Origin of the sequence: Ferrimonas pelagia (assembly GCF_039543565.1) — a bacterium.
Taxonomy (GTDB): domain Bacteria; phylum Pseudomonadota; class Gammaproteobacteria; order Enterobacterales; family Shewanellaceae; genus Ferrimonas; species Ferrimonas pelagia.
In genome coordinates, this window is sequence record NZ_BAABJZ010000015.1 from 34,163 (window position 1) to 49,315 (window position 15,153).

Here is a 15,153-nt window from a genome sequence, read left to right on the forward strand (position 1 = left end):
CTTTTATCTTGTTCTGCCCGGTCGGATCAGTACACTTCGCGGTGATCCTAACTGACAAGACAGATAAAAACACCATGAGAGCCCTTACCACTGTTTCCGCGGGTCTGGCCCTGAGCCTAGCCGCTGCCCTTCCTGCCGCCGCCTTTAGTTTTGATGCCCACGTCATTGGTGCTGAGCACAGTTTCCGCATGCTGCCAGCCCAGTTGCAGAAAACCTACGAAGCCGAAGCCCAGGCGCTACTGGCTCTAATCGACGACGAAGAGATGCTGCAGTATCTCAACCGTTACGACGCGTCGGCGTTTGCCCGTATCAGCATCCTGCCTGATCTATTGCGCCGCACTGAGTTGCCGGACACCTTTGCCCTGTTTGGCCAGACGATGCCCGACAGCATTGCCGCCTTGCCGGAAAAGGCGGGCAGCATGGGCCACTATATCAACATTGGCTATGTGCCGGGTGAGTCCGCCAACGACAGCAGCATCCGGGTACCGAACGTCACCACGGTATTGCCGGCGTTTAAAGCGGCTTTGCCTGAGGTGGAAGGGGTTCAGCGCGCGATCGTCAACGCCTACATTACCCATCTGGTGTTTGATGCGACCCAGCCGATGCACGCCATTGCCTGGATCAACGAAGATTACCCGGCTGGCGATCTGGGCGGCAACGCGACTTGCTTCCAGCCTGACCCTATCCAAGGCGGCTGTGCCCGCAACCTGCACTCCCTGTTTGATTCGCTGGCGGGCTGGACCGTGTCCTACCGCTTGGGCATGAGCATGGATGACGCGATCGCCGAGATCGCGGCCAGCGAAACCCCGGCAGATCAGAGCCGCAGCTACCTGCCGATCGCGCAGTTGTCGCAAGAGTCCAGCCAATACGCCGAAGGGATCTATGGCCCGGTATTGAACGGCCCGATCGAGAGCAAAGCGGAGCGTGAGGCCTACCAGCAGCAGTGGCAGCCGATCATGAAGGGACGCCTGAACCTGGCGGCGCACCGCCTGGCGGATCTCCACGTTCAGCGTCTGTGAGCCGATAGTCTCCACCCATTAAGCCCTCGCCCGAAGCGAGGGCTTTTGCCAACGGTGCCCTAAATAAGACTAACTTCATCAGATATTTCGCCATTCAGCGGAATGAACAAAGCCTTAATGCGGCGTTAGCTCATCAGGCTTATTCATCTCAATGTATGTCGTTCTGATCCCTCAGAGAGTGATTTGTCGGGTCTGCTCGGCCTTTGCAGAGGCGATGAGGATTGGTCTAGGGGTAGTTTCGTGTTGGCGATCGCCAGAATGTCTGCAGGCCTGATGCTAACGGGACAGGCAATGCCTGCCCCGCTCAACGCGCTGTGCGCTCAAAGCTCAACTTGGGTCTTATCGAAGGCGGCTGGGTCGAAATCCCCATCCATGCCATACCACTCCAGTTGTTCTTCCTCGTCCTCATTCAGCCTTTTACGGCGGCGCAGGGCCAGTAGGTTTTGATAGCCCCAGATCCCACCGCAATCCTCCGGCGGACAGGCACCCCGGCCGGCGGTGACTTTCGGCGTACGGCAATCTTTACTCTGGATCTTCTCTAGCGTGATCGCATGCTGCCAATGATCACCAAAATCATAAAGATAACCAATGCTATCACCGGGTTCGTTTAATAACGCCATTAGCGGGATCTCATCCAGCGCTACATCTTCATCCAACATGCCTTGGGATGTCTGAAAGGCAAACAGATGGGCATGTTCCCAGCCCATTACCCGCTGCAGCAGAGAGTGGAATGAGGCCATATGCACTGCGCCGGAGACGGTAAAGCGGCGCCAGATCTTGGGTTTGCTGTCGAGCAGTTCGACTTTGATGACATAGCCTTTGGGAGCGCTTATATCGCCTTGCAACTTGTCGGCGAAGGTCGCTTGACGTTGCCACTCTAGGCTGTGTTCGGCCAGATGATCAAACAGCGGGAAGGACTTACGGCCGATCTCACCTAGCTGCAGTACATAAGCAGCCCCCAAATACCACTGCGGCTGAAGATGAGTTAGCGTCGCTTTTTCTCCAGCAAAGTGGGCGATCAGCGCATTCATGCCGAGGCTATCGATGTATTGCTGGGGCTGTGCCAGATAGTGATGATCTCGCACTTGCTTCTGTTTGTTGAGACCCGGCGCGATCTCGTCTACGACCCAGTCGATGGTGTGTGGCGTATTCAGCAGCATCTTACTGCCTTTACGAAAGCGTTCTAGTTCGTCCGTTGACAGGGGCTGGAGTTGGCAGACATCGCGGATCCGATCCAGCGTCATCGCCTGTGGCTCCAGCCAATGATGCGGCAGGTGCGCTAACATCGGCAGCGCGTCCAGCCCCAATGGTTCCGGGCCATGCAATTGCGTGTGCAGTGCCCAAGGCAAAAGGTGCGCCAGTAGTAATGGGTCGCAAGGAATGGCTCGCATTTCACTGCGCAGGCGTTGGGTCAGTTGATCGATCTGGTTTGGATCGAGGTCGGCATGGAAATAGGCGTCGATCAAGCCAAGGCCCAGACGGAACACGCCCCCAAATTGATGGTGTTGGTTTCCGAGCTTGAGGGTACCGGAGAACATCATGGCTTGATTGCCATCGATAAAGCAGGCATGTAGCGATTCGACCCGCCCCGGAACGCTGGCTTTTACATGCTTCATTGCCTGTTTTTGCCACGCTGAAAGATGTTTTTGAACAGTGTCACCACCAAAGCGTCGGATCAACATCAGGTACTGGCTGTTCGTCAGTTGCTTCCATTTTTTTGGCGGCACGTGATTGAGTACAGAAATGGCTGCGTTGGAAACGGCCGGTTCGTGGTGCAGCGTGCAGATCAGCAACGCTTCAATCGCCCAAGGGTAGGTGAGCAGTTGGCCGAAGATTGCTTCGATCCCTTGCTCAGGAAACATCGCCAATTCGTTGGCGGCTACCGAGACAAAGTGATGGCCGGAGGTGATCTGCTCTTGCCGGATCATTTCGTTGAGGAATTGGTTGATCCCCGCCAGATGGCTGTCCAGATCCTGCGGCTGATCCTCGCTTTCGGCGAGCGTCTTATTCTGACGCTGTTCCAGTTCACGCAGTGCCTGCGGCGGGAGAGTAAAACGGTAGGCTCGCAAGATGGAGAACAGCTGATAGGCGAAATCTATGTTTAGCTCCGGCTCATCGACATCGATGTGGCAGGCTGACGCGAGTGCCTCCAATAGATCTGGGTCTTGATGACCACGCAGGTAGATCCGCGTTTCACTGACCATCAGCTCGACGTATTGCAGATAGCGTTCCCCCCATTTCTGCTCCAGTGCTTTGGACAGGATCAGGCCAAACTGCAGGGCATAGAGCAAGGTTTGAGGAGAGGACAGCAGCGCTTGTTGGGCTGGCGTCAAGGCATCGATGGGGGTGTCGTCTTCGGCGAGCTGGCACAACAGTGACAGTTCTATAGGGAAATCATCATTCATCGGCACAGTGGAGCAAGTAGTGTTAAAAATATTCGATAGATTAGCATCTTGGTACTTCGAAACGAACAATTTAGGGGGCTAAATTAGCGCAGGTTAGCGTCTAAATTTTCAGTATGGCGACGGCTGATGACCCCGGTGTTTTACACATGTTTCTGAGTTGACTGTTGGCCGCTTTGCTAGCTTGAACCTCAACCGATGGCGTCGATCTCTTGTAGCTATTGGTGTCGCGCTGGCGCGCGGCCGATCGATCGTTAGCCCCCAATGCTCGGCGCGGTACTGGGGGAGCGACGAGCAGCGTTGCCTTCAAGCGTCGCGAAGCGCTCAATTCGTTGATTGTATTGAGTATATTTTCCGGGCACGAAAAGGCTGTTGGTAAATGTTCCCCGGTTGATCGATTCACTGTCACACTTAACTAAGGGTCAATGGATCCTGGTGAAAAGTGAGGGCGGTATGTTCCAAGTAACCTGTTACGGCGCGGCGGGCGAGGTCACCGGCTCGCGCCATCTGTTGGAGATCGGTGAGCACCGGTTGCTGCTGGATTGTGGCATGCATCAAGGGCGGGATCTGGCCAAGCATCTGCGCCGGGATACACTGCCGTTTAAGGCGCGGCAATTGGATGCGGTGATCTTGTCTCATGCGCACCTGGATCACTCCGGTGCGCTGCCGCGCTTGTTGCGTAAGGGCTATCGAGGGCCGATCTACTGCACCGGTGCCACGCTGAATCTGCTGGCGGTGATGCTACGCGATGCCTGCGATCTGTATCTGCGGGATCTGGAGCGGGACAATCTGGTGCGCCGGCGCAAAGCGCAAAAGCCGCAAGCGCCGGTGTACACCATGGAGGATGTGCTGGCGGTGCTGGAGGCGTGTGTGGTGCTGCCCTATGCCCAGCCGGCCGAGATCAAACCGGGTGTGACGTTGACCCTGCTCGACGCCGGTCACATCTTAGGCGCCGCGGTGGTGCATGTTAAGGCCAGTGTTGAGGGCGAAACCAAGACACTGCTGTTCTCCGGTGACATCGGCAACAGCGATTCGCCGCTGATGCGCGATCCCGCCCCGGTGCCCGCCGCCGATGTGGTGATGATGGAGAGCACCTACGGCGATCGTAATCATCGAAATTACCAGCAAACCATCGAGGAGTTTGAGCAACTGCTGCGAGCGGCCAAGGGCGGCGTGGTGTTGATCCCCGCCTTTGCGGTGGGGCGGACCCAGGAGATCTTGTTCCAACTTGGCCTGATGTATCATCAGGGCAAACTCGAAGGCTGGCACGTGGTGCTCGACAGCCCGATGGCGATCGAGGTGACCCAGATCTACGATCAATGGTTGGAGCTGTTTGATCCGGAGGATCTGGCCTGGCTTAACGCCAAAGAGAGCCCCACCCTCGAAGCGTTTCTGCCCTGTTTGCACCTCACCCCAAGGCCGGAAGACTCCTCCGGTTTGAACCGGATCGACAAGGGATTGATCATCATCGCTGGCAGTGGCATGTGTAACGGCGGCCGCATCGTTCACCATTTTAAGCACCGGATCTGGAAAGAGAAGACGCAGATCTTGTTCAGCGGATTTCAGGCCCGCGGCACCTTGGGCCGGATGCTTGTTGAAGGCGAGCCGTTCATTAAGCTGTTTGGTCAGCGCTATGCGGTGCGCGCCCAGATCCACACTCTCGGCGGCTTTTCCGCCCACGCCGATCAGGCGCAACTGATGCGTTGGTTGGCTGCGGTGCCTGGCCAGCCCAAGGTTTTGCTGGTGCATGGTGAAGCCGAGGCGCAACGGGTGCTCAAAGCCAAGATAGAGCGGGAGCTGGGACTGGGCGTGACCGTGCCGGAGCAGGCACAAACCTTGGCGCTATAAAGGGAAATGTAGCGGTGTTGCTAACATTGCCTCATGTGCGACTTTACCCGTGTTTCCGCTGGACAGTTTTTGCTATCCTCGCGCTACTAACGTTTTGTCGAGCGACACCATGAAACATCAAATTGTTCCAGTGACGCCGTTTCAGCAGAATTGCTCGCTGATCTGGTGTGAAGAAAGCAAGCAAGCGGCGGTGGTTGATCCCGGTGGTGACATCGAGCGGATCCTGGCGGCGGCCGAGGCCAATGGCGTGACCATCGAGCAGATCTGGCTGACCCATGGTCACATTGATCATGTCGGCGGCGCGACGGCACTGGCCGAACGATTGGGCATTGAGATCATCGGCCCGCACAAAGCCGATAATTTCTGGCTGGACTCGTTGGGTAATCAGTCGCAGATGTTTGGCTTTCCAATGATGGCGGCCTTTACCCCGGCCCGCTATTTGGAAGAGGGCGATGTCCTCAGTCTGGGCAAGGAGCGGTTTGAAGTGCTGCATACGCCGGGTCATACCCCAGGCCACGTGGTGCTGTTCCACCGCGGCGAGAAATTGGCGTTTGTCGGCGATGTGCTGTTCCATGGCTCTATTGGCCGGACTGACTTTCCGATGTCCGATCACCAGGATCTGATCCGCTCCATTACCCAGAAGTTGTGGCCCTTGGGCAATGACGTCAGCTTTGTGCCAGGCCATGGGCCCGGTGCCACGTTCGGCGATGAGCGTCGTGCCAACCCGTTTGTCGCAGACTCGGTGCTGCAGGGGTAGTTGATGACAAAGACAATGAAGGGCCTGCTGTGGAGCTTGGCCTTGGGGCTGAGTGCGCCCTTGATGGCGCTGGAAATCGGCCAGCCGTTGCCCTATTTGACGCTCGACGACCAACACGGTGACGCCCACAGCGTGGGGCATGAGCTGAGTGTTATGTTGTTTACCCGCGATAAGGCCGGCAGCGATGTGGCCAGCGGTGCTCTCGCTGGCATTGAGCAAAGCCGTTTGGAGCAAGCCGGGATCGTGTACGTGGCCGATACCAGCGTCATGCCGGCGTTGATCACCCGGATGTTTGCGCTGCCAAAGATGAAGAAGCAGAGCTTTTTGACCCTGATGGATAGCCAGGGCTCGGCCACCGCCACCCTGCCGTTTGAAGACGGCAAGGTCAGTGTGCTGGGGTTTGAAGGCGGCGCATTGACCCAGGTGAGCCATCTGGATGATGCCAAGCAGCTTAAACAGGTGCTGGGACTGTAACCTCGCGTCCTATTGCATAAAGAGCCGGGCAACTGCCCGGCTCTTTTGTGTCTGATGGTTGGGGAAATTGTGGTCGCTAGGGAGGAGTGTGGGCAAAGCGTTATACCAATGCGCTACAACAGCGCGCTACAACGGCTCGCTACAACAGCGCGCGGCGGTGTAATTCCTGCTCAAGGGCGCGCTGCGCCTGCTCTAGCGCCAAGCCCTCTTGGCCCAGCGTCAGTTCAGAATCGAAGGACTTACCCGGCTGGACCAGCTTCCAAAGGGACACAGCGCCGAGGAGGGTGGCGATCAGGTACATTTGCAAGACGCAAAAGGCCAGGGATAAGGTGGCCATTTGGAGGTATTTTCCCCAACGACGCTGTTTTAGGGCGCTGAAGTCGCGTCGGATCTGCTCTTCGCGGCCCAGCAGCGTTTCGTATTGGCGGATCAGTGTGGCGTCCGTTTGATTTTGGTAAGACATTGAATTCATAGCTTGTTGGGATGCGTATCTGTAACAGTGAGCAACGATCGGTGCATGTCATCGCTGATTGGCTGAGAAGTCTATGCTGGTGACATGTCATTTGTATTACGGTCGGTCATAACCATAAACGCTGAAGCTGAGTATAGGGGGATGCGCGACTTTAAATAAACGTAGGGTGTATTCGGCTTACGCATTTATTCTTTTTATTCTCGGGGTTGCATTTTCTTTTGTTAACAGCACGGCATCTTTGCCACGGCGTAATATATAGGATGGTTGCAAGTCGATATAAACCGATAGGAATAAAATGAAGCAATTGGTGCGATCCATTCTGCTCACCACGATGCTGGCGGGAATTACGGCGCCAGCATTGGCTGAGCGCCATACCCGAGTGATTAATGACCAGTGGCAGTTTCGCTACGGCTATGATGTCACCGGGCATGGGGCCGCTAAGGTGCAGCTGCCACACACTTGGAATCAAAAAGACGCCTTAGGGGGAAATTGGGACTATTATCGCGGCATAGGCAATTACGAACGGAAGTTAATTGCGCCGCAGAGTTGGCAAGATAAACGGGTGGTGTTGCGCTTTCTTGGTGTGAATACTGTGTCTAATCTATTTGTGAATGGAAAACACGTGGGGGAGCATCGGGGCGGATATTCGGCTTTTGCGTTTGATATTTCTGACTACCTTATTTGGGATCAGGAAAATACCCTACAGATGCGGGTTAATAATGCCGCGCAATTGGATGTGATGCCGCTGGTTGGCGATTTCAATATGTATGGCGGGATCTACCGCGATGTCAAACTGATCGTAACGGAGCAGGACAGTATTTCCTTGCTCGACTATGGCTCGAAAGGGGTGTATCTGTTTCAGGACTCGGTGTCGGCCGAGCGAGCGGAGATCCGTGCTCGCGTACTGACGTTGGGAGCGCAAGATAAACAGCTGCGCCTGACGGTGGAAGACGCAGAGGGTCAGGCGGTGTTACGGCGGGAGATCGACGTCGCTGGCGGTGAGCAGCAAAGTGAGCTGCGCTTTGCCCTGGATCAACCGCGATTGTGGCAGGGACAGAAGGATCCCTACCTGTATCGCGTGCGGGTGGAGGTGCTGCACAACCAACGGGTGTTGGATACGGTAACCCAGCCACTTGGGCTGCGCTCGGTGCGGTTTGATCCCCAGCAGGGCTTTTTCCTTAACGGCGAGCGGCTAAAGCTGCGCGGAGTGAATCGACATCAAGATCGACCTGAGCTGGGCAATGCCCTCTCTCGCCATCACCACCGGGAAGATCTGGATATCATCGAAGAGATGGGCGCCAATGCGGTGCGCTTGTCCCATTACCCGCATGATCCTTATGTCTATGAGGAGCTGGATCGTCGCGGCTTGCTGGCTTGGAGTGAGATCCCCTTTGTGGGACCGGGTGGCTATCTGGATAAGGGCTTTGTCGACAGTGACAGCTTTAAAACCAATGGCCGCGAGCAGTTGATCGCGATGATCCGGCAAAATCTCAATCATCCTTCGGTGATCCTGTGGGGCATTTTCAATGAGCTGAAGCAGCAAGGGGACGATCCGCTGGCCTATGTGGGTGAGTTGCAGGCGCTGGCTCGGGCGGAGGATCCAACCCGGGCAACCGCAGCGGCCAGTAACCAGAGCGGCAGTCCGCTGGATCGGATCACCGATGTGATGGCCTGGAATAAGTACGACGGCTGGTACGGCGGCGCGCCGGAAACCATTGCTCAGTGGGCGGACCGGACCCATCAGGCGTTTGCCGATACGCCCATTGGGATCAGCGAGTATGGCGCGGGCGCCAGCTTGTGGCATCAGCAACAAGCGCTTGAGCGGCCCAAACCGGTGAGCTACTGGCACCCAGAAAACTGGCAGACCCATTACCATGAGATCTATTGGCCGGTGATCGATCAGCGTGATTTCCTGTGGGGCACCTTCGTCTGGAACATGTTTGATTTTGGCGCGGCGCATCGCACCGAAGGCGAAGTGAATGGCAAGAACGATAAGGGCTTGGTGTCGTTTGATCGCAAGGAGCGCAAAGACGCTTTCTTCTTCTATCAGGCCAACTGGTCGAGTGAGCCGATGCTGCATATCGCCGAGAAGCGTTTTGAGCGGCGTGAGCAGGCGGCGCAGCGGATCAAGGTGTACAGCAATGAGGGGGCCGTCACTTTGCATCTGAATGGCGAAGTGGTGGGGCACAGCGAAGCGGCGGACTACGGTCGCCATTACTTTGATGTCCAGCTAAAGCCGGGGCGCAATCAACTTGAGGTGCACAGCGCTGGGGACTTGACGGATCAGCTAATGATCCAGTTTGAGCCGGCTGCGGCGTTATAGCGAGGCGCGAGCGAAAAGAAGAAGCCCGGCGATCTGTCCGGGCTTTTTTCGCGGTGAATGCAGCGACGCTGCTGGGATCAGCGCCCGCCGTACTGAGCCGGTTGCTCGGCAAAGTAGTTGTTGTGCGTGCGGAAGAAGTCCATGCCGAGATGCTCATCCATTGCTGCCAGGCCAAACAGCATGGAGGAGTAGTCGACCGCCTGAATGGCGTTGGCGCGCCACTCGGGCTCGAGCAGGCTGTAACGCCACAGCACGGTGCTGCCATCCTTGAGCTGATAGGTGGCCAGTTGGCGCTCGTCGCGGTACATGGCGAGCAGATCGTCTTTGGCGTGCTCGGAGTAGGGCAGGAAGCCGGCGACGATGTGGGGGGTGACCACGTGGAAGTCGTGCTTGGTGCGTTTGCCGTCCAGAGTGATCCGATCAACACAGTAGCCGCGCTGACAAGCCCCGGCGCCGCTGCCCCATTCGTAGCTGCGCTGGCCCCAGTCACGATCCTGCCACCAAGTGTAGTCGGCCTTAGCGGCGTTGCTGATGGCCTGCTGGTATTCATCGGAGCTGGCGAAGTGATGCACTAGGAAGTTGTTGAACTGGTGGTTGAACATCGACACGAACCAGTTGCGGCTCTCGGATGGCACTTCGATCCCGCGGTAATTGGCTTTGGCCACGGTGTCGGTGTTGGCGTACCAGGTGTTCCAGAGCTGAATGGCTGGGTGATCTGCGCCGTAGCCGCGCTCCTGAGCCTGTTGGTAGGCCAGGTTGGCCACGATCATATATTCGTTGTAGGCCTTGGTGCGATGCTGTTTGAAGCTGCCGTCGGCGTGGGTCGCGAGCCAGATCAGCCCTTCATCGGCGTCGGCGACAAACTGCATCAGATCTGTGGTGGCGAACACCTCATCGGCTAAGGCTGCGATCTCGGCATTGTCGGGCCAGTAGCGTTTGGCGAACAGTGCGCCGGAGATCATGATGGCGCTGTCGATCGGGCTCCAGTCATCGCCAATGGTGGCGCCGGTTTGGGTGTTGTAGAAGTGGATGTAGGTGCCGGACTCGGTGCGGGGGATCTGAATATCGGGATCCTTACCGGCCATTACCTGCAGGGTTTGCAGGGCAAGGGCCTCAGCCCCGGGCTCCCAGCCCATTTTATGGCCGACGGTCAGCGCCACCAAGCCCATGCCGGCGTTGGCGATGGAGCCGCGTACCGACTCTCCTTCGAGGTGGTAGCCATCGAGATAGGTACCATTGTCCTGGCGGATCGCTTGCCAGAATCGGTAGTTATTGCGGAACTGCTCGGCGATGATGTCGCTGTCGCTCATATGAGCCACGTGAGGTGCCACGGGATCGCTTGGCACATCATTAGTCAGGCGTGAACAGCCTTGCAGAGTGAGCGCAACCAAGGCTGCTGTCAGGCTGGCTTTGAGTTTCATGGAATTTTCCTTAAACCTTAACGCAAAGCGCCGATCGGAGAGGAGTCCGATCGGCGCTAGCGGATTAATTACGAGAGTACTGAGGCTGCTGAGGGTTGTAGTAATCGTTGTGGGCGTTGAAGAACGCCATCCCCAGATTCTCATCCAGCGCGGCCAAACCGAACAGCATGGTGGAGTAATCCACCGCCTGAATGGCATTGGCGCGCCAGTCGTGATCCTGATGGCTGTAGCGCCACAATACGGTTTCGCCGTTATCCAACTGATAGTGCGCCAGTTGGCGCTCGTCTCGGTAGATGGCCAGCAGATCGGCACGGGCACGATCGGAGTAGGGCATAAAGCCGGACAGGATGTGCGGCGAGACGATCTGGAAGTCGTTTTTGCCTTTTTGATCCGGCAAGGTCATGCGGTCAACGCAATAACCGCGCTGACAGGCACCGGCGCCGCTGCCCCATTCGTAGCTGCGTTGGCCCCAGTCGCGATCCTGCCACCAGGTAAAGTCTGCCTTGGCGGCATTGGTGATGGCCTGCTGGTACACGGGCTCGGCGGAGAACTCATTGACCAAGTAGTTGTTGAACAGGTAGTTGAATTTGGAGACAAACCAATTCTTGTTCACCCCCAGTACCTCGATGCCTTTATAGGTCGGTTTCGGTACATTCTCGGTGGTGGCGTACCACTTATCCCAGAATCGTTGCGGTGCGGAATCTGGGCCTAAGCCTTGTGCTTCGGCCTGAGCACGGGCAACGGAGGCGACGATCATATATTCATTAAACGCCTTCGTTTTGTTGGGTTTAAAGCTGCCATCGGGGTAGGCGGCCAGGTGAATTTCGCCTCGCTTAACGTCTGCGATAAAGCTGGTGAGATCCGTGCTTTGGAAGATCTCATCCGCCATGGCGGCGATCTTCGCATTCTCCGGCCAGTAGCGTTTGGCAAATAGGGCACCGGAGATCATGATGGCCGAGTCGATGGGGCTCCAGTCGTCGCCGATGGTCTCACCGGTCTGGGTGTTGTAGAAGTGGATATAAGTGCCCCTGGCGTTGCGTGGCACGGAGAAGTCGGGATCGTGTCCGGCCAACATGGTCAGGGTCTTTTCAGCCAGCTGCTCTGCGCCAGGCTCATAGCCCATCTGATGGCCCACAGTCAGGGCGATCAGGCCCATGCCCGCGTTGGCGATGGAGCCGCGATGGGAGGCCTTACCCAGATGGTGGCCATCGTTGTAGGTGCCGTTGTCGTTGCGGATCTGCTGCCAGAACGCGTAGGAGTTGCGGGTCAACTTGGCGATGATCTGGCTGTCACTGAGCGCCGGCTGGATTGCGGTGGCGTCCGGCTGAACCGATGCGGTTGCGGGGGGGGAGGCGTGCGCTGCTGTGCCGGGAAGGGCAGCGGCCAGCCACAGGGCCATCAAGGTTTTTTTCATTATTGTTTATCCAGTTGTGCTTGCGAGGGAACGCACATCGGACGATAACAAATGGCTAAGCCAATGCGGCGCAAAGGCGCCGACATTTACGTTGCTTGACACGGTATTGAGAGGCGCTAAGCGGCCCGATCGTGATTGTGGTGGGAAAGTCTGAGCAGTTCGGTGAACTGGGTTACTACACGGCGGTGCGCAGTAAGCCATAAATAGCGTGATCGACCACCCGGCCATTGAGGGCTTCGGCCCGGCTGATCTCCCCTTCGAGGCGCATGCCTAGGCGCTGACAAACCGCTCGGCTGGACTGGTTCTGGGTCGCGACGTGGATCTCCACTTTTTCCAGCTCAAGACGGGTAAAGGCGATGTCGATCAGGCTGCGACAGCAACGGGTGATGATCCCATGGCCTTGCGCTTTCTGGCCCAGCCAATAGCCGATGGTGGCGACTTTACGTTGATGATCAATGCGATTAAAGCTGATGCAGCCAACGGCGACGCCTCGAAACTTAATGGCACACACCATGCTTTTGCCATCGGCGTAGTCATGCAGTGAGCGGTGAATAAATTGGATAAAGTCCGCTTCGGTGCGGCAATGCGGTGGCCAGGCCAACCATTGGCTGAGGACGTCGCGCTCGGCACTGACCAACTCGGCAAGATGAGGGGCTAGGCCTGCGTGGACCAATTCCAATCGTAACTCTGGCTCTATCTCTATCTGAAACACGGTGGAACTCCCTCTCTGACGGCTTGTGTGATCGCTCAGTCTATCGAGTTTTGCCGCTGGAGATCGCAGCCATGTTCACAAAAAGTCTTTTAATTCAGTAAATAAACAAAAGTATGACGGTAGGTTGCTGTCGGTTGAGCCTAGACTTAGGTGGCCCTTTACCCAGCGGGTGCTTGCTCTCGCTCTCGCTCTCGCTCTCGCTCTCGCTTTAGCTTCAAACTGACAGCTGCTCCTGCCAGCTTGACGCTGCTCTTGAACATAAAAAACCGCCGCACATCCAGAGGATGGCGGCGGTTTTTAGCACAACAAGCCGATTACAGGGCGTAGCTGAAAGACAGCATGACCAAGTGGGCGTTGTAGTTGTGGTTCAGGTTACCCAGAGTGTACAGGTTAACGACGTTGCCATTACCGATGTTATCGATGTTGGCAAAATCGCTGTCCTGATAGCGCTCGTAGCGGTAGTCCAGACGCAGACCCATCTTCTCGGACAGGTCGTAGGTGCTGAACAGATTCACGCTGTGGCTGGTCGCGAAGTAGTCACCGTACTGACCGGTCGAGCCGATGGTCACGGAGGTTTCGCTTTCAGAGTCGCTGTACAGGTAATCTGCACCCACGCTCAGTGCGTCGGTGAACAGGCCACGGTAGACGCTGCCAAAGCCCGCATTGAGGAAGCGGTCTTCGGTTTGGTCGAAGCTGGTACCGGTCTGGAACAGGTTGCGCTGCTCAGACTCGATCCACTGCTGGCCGACGAAGGCGTGCAGGTTCAGCTTGTCGGAAGCGCCCCAGTTCAGGCTGACATCGTAGCCGAAATCATCGGCTTCGATCAGACCGTACTCGCTGTCGCTGTAGTCATCATTGGCGTAGCGAACGGTGGCGTCGATGGACAGGTTAGCCAGCGGAGTGTGGCTTACCTTGAACTCGGCTTCCAGACGGTCGCGATCAGCGATGGTGTAACGACGCAGCAGCACGTTGTCCTCAGAAGAGGTCGCGCGGTTAGCTTCGAACTCAGAGCCGTCACGGCTGCTGTAACCGGCCTTCAGGCCAAAGTTCCAGTTGTCCAGCGCGGTGACACGCAGACGACCCCAGACACCGTGGTCGTTGGTCTCTTCGCGTTCCAGATCGGAGCGCTCAACCTGCTTGTACTCGTAGCCGGCATCCACACGGTAGCCCTGGGCGATGCGGTAGCTGGCACCCAGTTTCGCGGTGTTACGGGTGATGTCGTAACGGGCGTATTCGGTGATGTCACCGGACAGACCGTCAACGCTGATCCCGTTGCCGCCGAACACGTGAGAGTTGTTCTCACGGTCGCTGTAGTCGTAGCTGGCGGTTAGGCGCAGGCCACGAGCGACAGTGGAAGCCACACGGAAGCTGGCATCGGTGGTTTTGACTTCGCCATCAAAGCCGTTGAGCCCGCCGATCTGAACCAGATCGTCGTTTTGGGTCATCTTGCCAGTGACAAAACGACCGGCAAAGTGGGTCCGGCTCAGGCTGTAGTTACCGTTCAATACAACGTGGTAAGCCTCGTTGCTCGGTGCGGTACCCAGTGCAGCCTGTTGGTAACCAAAGTCAAACGCATTGGCCAGGTTGTTGTCGTACTTAGACGCCACATAGGCCGCGCTGGTGTGCCAGTTTTGGCCCGCCAGTTTGGCGCCGGCTTCCCAACGATCCGTGGTGCTGTCGATAGGCGCCGCCACGTTGGCGATGCTGCCGGAGTAGATGGATGCCTTGCGGGCACCGGTCTTGTCTTGGCGTTGGAAGTTGGCGTAGGTGTTCCACAGGTCGCCGCCCAGATCGAAGGCAAAGCCGTAGGTTTCGCGCTTTACTTTCAGATCGTGGCTAACGTCAGCGCCGGTGAGGGCAAAGCCGTCATTGGCAAACGCAAACGGGCTAATGGCACCGTCGTTTTTCCAATGGGTCTGGGTGCCGTAGTTAAAAGCGGCATTGGCCAGACCGGCCTTGCCCGCAGCGAGACGTACCGAGCCGTTCTCGCTGCCCAGCTTGTTGGCATCGATGGCGGCTTGGTAGCCGGTTTCACTGCGGTAGCGGATGTCTGCGTCAACTTCGCCAGCAAAACCGTCGGTATCGCCCAGACGGTTAGCGGCGTGGTTGTCTTGTGCATCCACAAAACCAGCACCAACACTGACTTCACCGTGGTAGCCGTTCACTGGCTCACAGCGCTTACATTCCCACTTGCTGGTATCGACAGCTTCCAGGTTGGCGTTGGCCAGACCGTAGTTGGCCATGGCGGCACCGGAGAAGCTGCTGGCAACCGCCAGAGCGATCAAACCTAAACGAGTTTTCATCTTTAGCT

At 57.0% G+C, this 15,153-nt stretch carries 11 protein-coding genes; 5 read left to right on the forward strand and 6 right to left on the reverse strand.

The window, feature by feature from the left end:
• The first annotated feature begins 74 nt into the window (after nucleotides 1–74).
• Entirely contained in the window at nucleotides 75–1,019 is a 945-nt protein-coding gene (locus ABEA08_RS05930) for a S1/P1 nuclease (protein ID WP_345334246.1), read from the forward strand.
• A 320-nt stretch (nucleotides 1,020–1,339) separates the two neighbouring features.
• Here the strand turns inward: ABEA08_RS05930 and ABEA08_RS05935 are convergent, their stop codons facing one another.
• Nucleotides 1,340–3,391, reverse strand: coding sequence for a plasmid pRiA4b ORF-3 family protein (locus ABEA08_RS05935; RefSeq protein ID WP_345334248.1), 2,052 nt, complete (start codon nucleotides 3,389–3,391; stop codon nucleotides 1,340–1,342).
• Nucleotides 3,392–3,874: 483 nt separating this feature from the next.
• Between ABEA08_RS05935 and ABEA08_RS05940 the strand changes: the two genes are divergently transcribed.
• From ABEA08_RS05940 to ABEA08_RS05950, 3 genes are all read left to right on the forward strand, one after another.
• Nucleotides 3,875–5,269, forward strand: coding sequence for an MBL fold metallo-hydrolase RNA specificity domain-containing protein (locus tag ABEA08_RS05940; RefSeq protein ID WP_345334250.1), 1,395 nt, complete (start codon nucleotides 3,875–3,877; stop codon nucleotides 5,267–5,269).
• A 109-nt stretch (nucleotides 5,270–5,378) separates the two neighbouring features.
• Nucleotides 5,379–6,026, forward strand: coding sequence for an MBL fold metallo-hydrolase (locus ABEA08_RS05945; RefSeq protein WP_345334252.1), 648 nt, complete (start codon nucleotides 5,379–5,381; stop codon nucleotides 6,024–6,026).
• A 3-nt stretch (nucleotides 6,027–6,029) separates the two neighbouring features.
• Nucleotides 6,030–6,500, forward strand: a complete 471-nt coding sequence (locus ABEA08_RS05950) for a hypothetical protein (RefSeq protein WP_345334254.1) — start codon at nucleotides 6,030–6,032, stop codon at nucleotides 6,498–6,500.
• A gap of 139 nt (nucleotides 6,501–6,639) precedes the next feature.
• Here the strand turns inward: ABEA08_RS05950 and ABEA08_RS05955 are convergent, their stop codons facing one another.
• The gene (locus tag ABEA08_RS05955; RefSeq protein WP_345334256.1) at nucleotides 6,640–6,963 is read right to left on the reverse strand and encodes a hypothetical protein; all 324 of its coding nucleotides are present in this window, start codon (nucleotides 6,961–6,963) and stop codon (nucleotides 6,640–6,642) included.
• A gap of 304 nt (nucleotides 6,964–7,267) precedes the next feature.
• On the opposite strand from ABEA08_RS05955, the gene lacZ4 reads away from it, so the two are divergent.
• Nucleotides 7,268–9,295 (forward strand): beta-glucuronidase LacZ4, encoded by a 2,028-nt coding sequence (lacZ4, locus tag ABEA08_RS05960; RefSeq protein WP_345334257.1) that lies wholly within the window; start codon nucleotides 7,268–7,270, stop codon nucleotides 9,293–9,295.
• 77 nt (nucleotides 9,296–9,372) lie between these two features.
• Here the strand turns inward: lacZ4 and ABEA08_RS05965 are convergent, their stop codons facing one another.
• The 4 genes from ABEA08_RS05965 to ABEA08_RS05980 form a co-directional block, all read right to left on the reverse strand.
• Nucleotides 9,373–10,716: a hypothetical protein gene (locus tag ABEA08_RS05965; protein ID WP_345334259.1), complete on the reverse strand. Its 1,344-nt coding sequence runs from the start codon at nucleotides 10,714–10,716 to the stop codon at nucleotides 9,373–9,375.
• A gap of 64 nt (nucleotides 10,717–10,780) precedes the next feature.
• On the reverse strand, nucleotides 10,781–12,130 hold the full coding sequence (locus ABEA08_RS05970; RefSeq protein ID WP_345334261.1) for a hypothetical protein: 1,350 nt from the start codon (nucleotides 12,128–12,130) through the stop codon (nucleotides 10,781–10,783).
• A gap of 175 nt (nucleotides 12,131–12,305) precedes the next feature.
• Nucleotides 12,306–12,842: a GNAT family N-acetyltransferase gene (locus tag ABEA08_RS05975; RefSeq protein WP_345334263.1), complete on the reverse strand. Its 537-nt coding sequence runs from the start codon at nucleotides 12,840–12,842 to the stop codon at nucleotides 12,306–12,308.
• A gap of 314 nt (nucleotides 12,843–13,156) precedes the next feature.
• Nucleotides 13,157–15,145: an MtrB/PioB family decaheme-associated outer membrane protein gene (locus ABEA08_RS05980; protein ID WP_345334265.1), complete on the reverse strand. Its 1,989-nt coding sequence runs from the start codon at nucleotides 15,143–15,145 to the stop codon at nucleotides 13,157–13,159.
• Between the last annotated feature and the right edge of the window lie 8 nt (nucleotides 15,146–15,153).

Bases quoted from the DNA above. Each gene is read 5' to 3' on its own strand.
- ABEA08_RS05950 (WP_345334254.1), top strand. From the start codon at position 6,030: ATGACAAAGACAATGAAGGGCCTGCTGTGGAGCTTGGCCTTGGGGCTG.
- ABEA08_RS05980 (WP_345334265.1), bottom strand. From the start codon at position 15,145: ATGAAAACTCGTTTAGGTTTGATCGCTCTGGCGGTTGCCAGCAGCTTC.
- ABEA08_RS05945 (WP_345334252.1), top strand. From the start codon at position 5,379: ATGAAACATCAAATTGTTCCAGTGACGCCGTTTCAGCAGAATTGCTCG.
- ABEA08_RS05970 (WP_345334261.1), bottom strand. From the start codon at position 12,130: ATGAAAAAAACCTTGATGGCCCTGTGGCTGGCCGCTGCCCTTCCCGGC.
- ABEA08_RS05940 (WP_345334250.1), top strand. From the start codon at position 3,875: ATGTTCCAAGTAACCTGTTACGGCGCGGCGGGCGAGGTCACCGGCTCG.
- ABEA08_RS05965 (WP_345334259.1), bottom strand. From the start codon at position 10,716: ATGAAACTCAAAGCCAGCCTGACAGCAGCCTTGGTTGCGCTCACTCTG.
- lacZ4 (WP_345334257.1), top strand. From the start codon at position 7,268: ATGAAGCAATTGGTGCGATCCATTCTGCTCACCACGATGCTGGCGGGA.
- ABEA08_RS05955 (WP_345334256.1), bottom strand. From the start codon at position 6,963: ATGTCTTACCAAAATCAAACGGACGCCACACTGATCCGCCAATACGAA.
- ABEA08_RS05930 (WP_345334246.1), top strand. From the start codon at position 75: ATGAGAGCCCTTACCACTGTTTCCGCGGGTCTGGCCCTGAGCCTAGCC.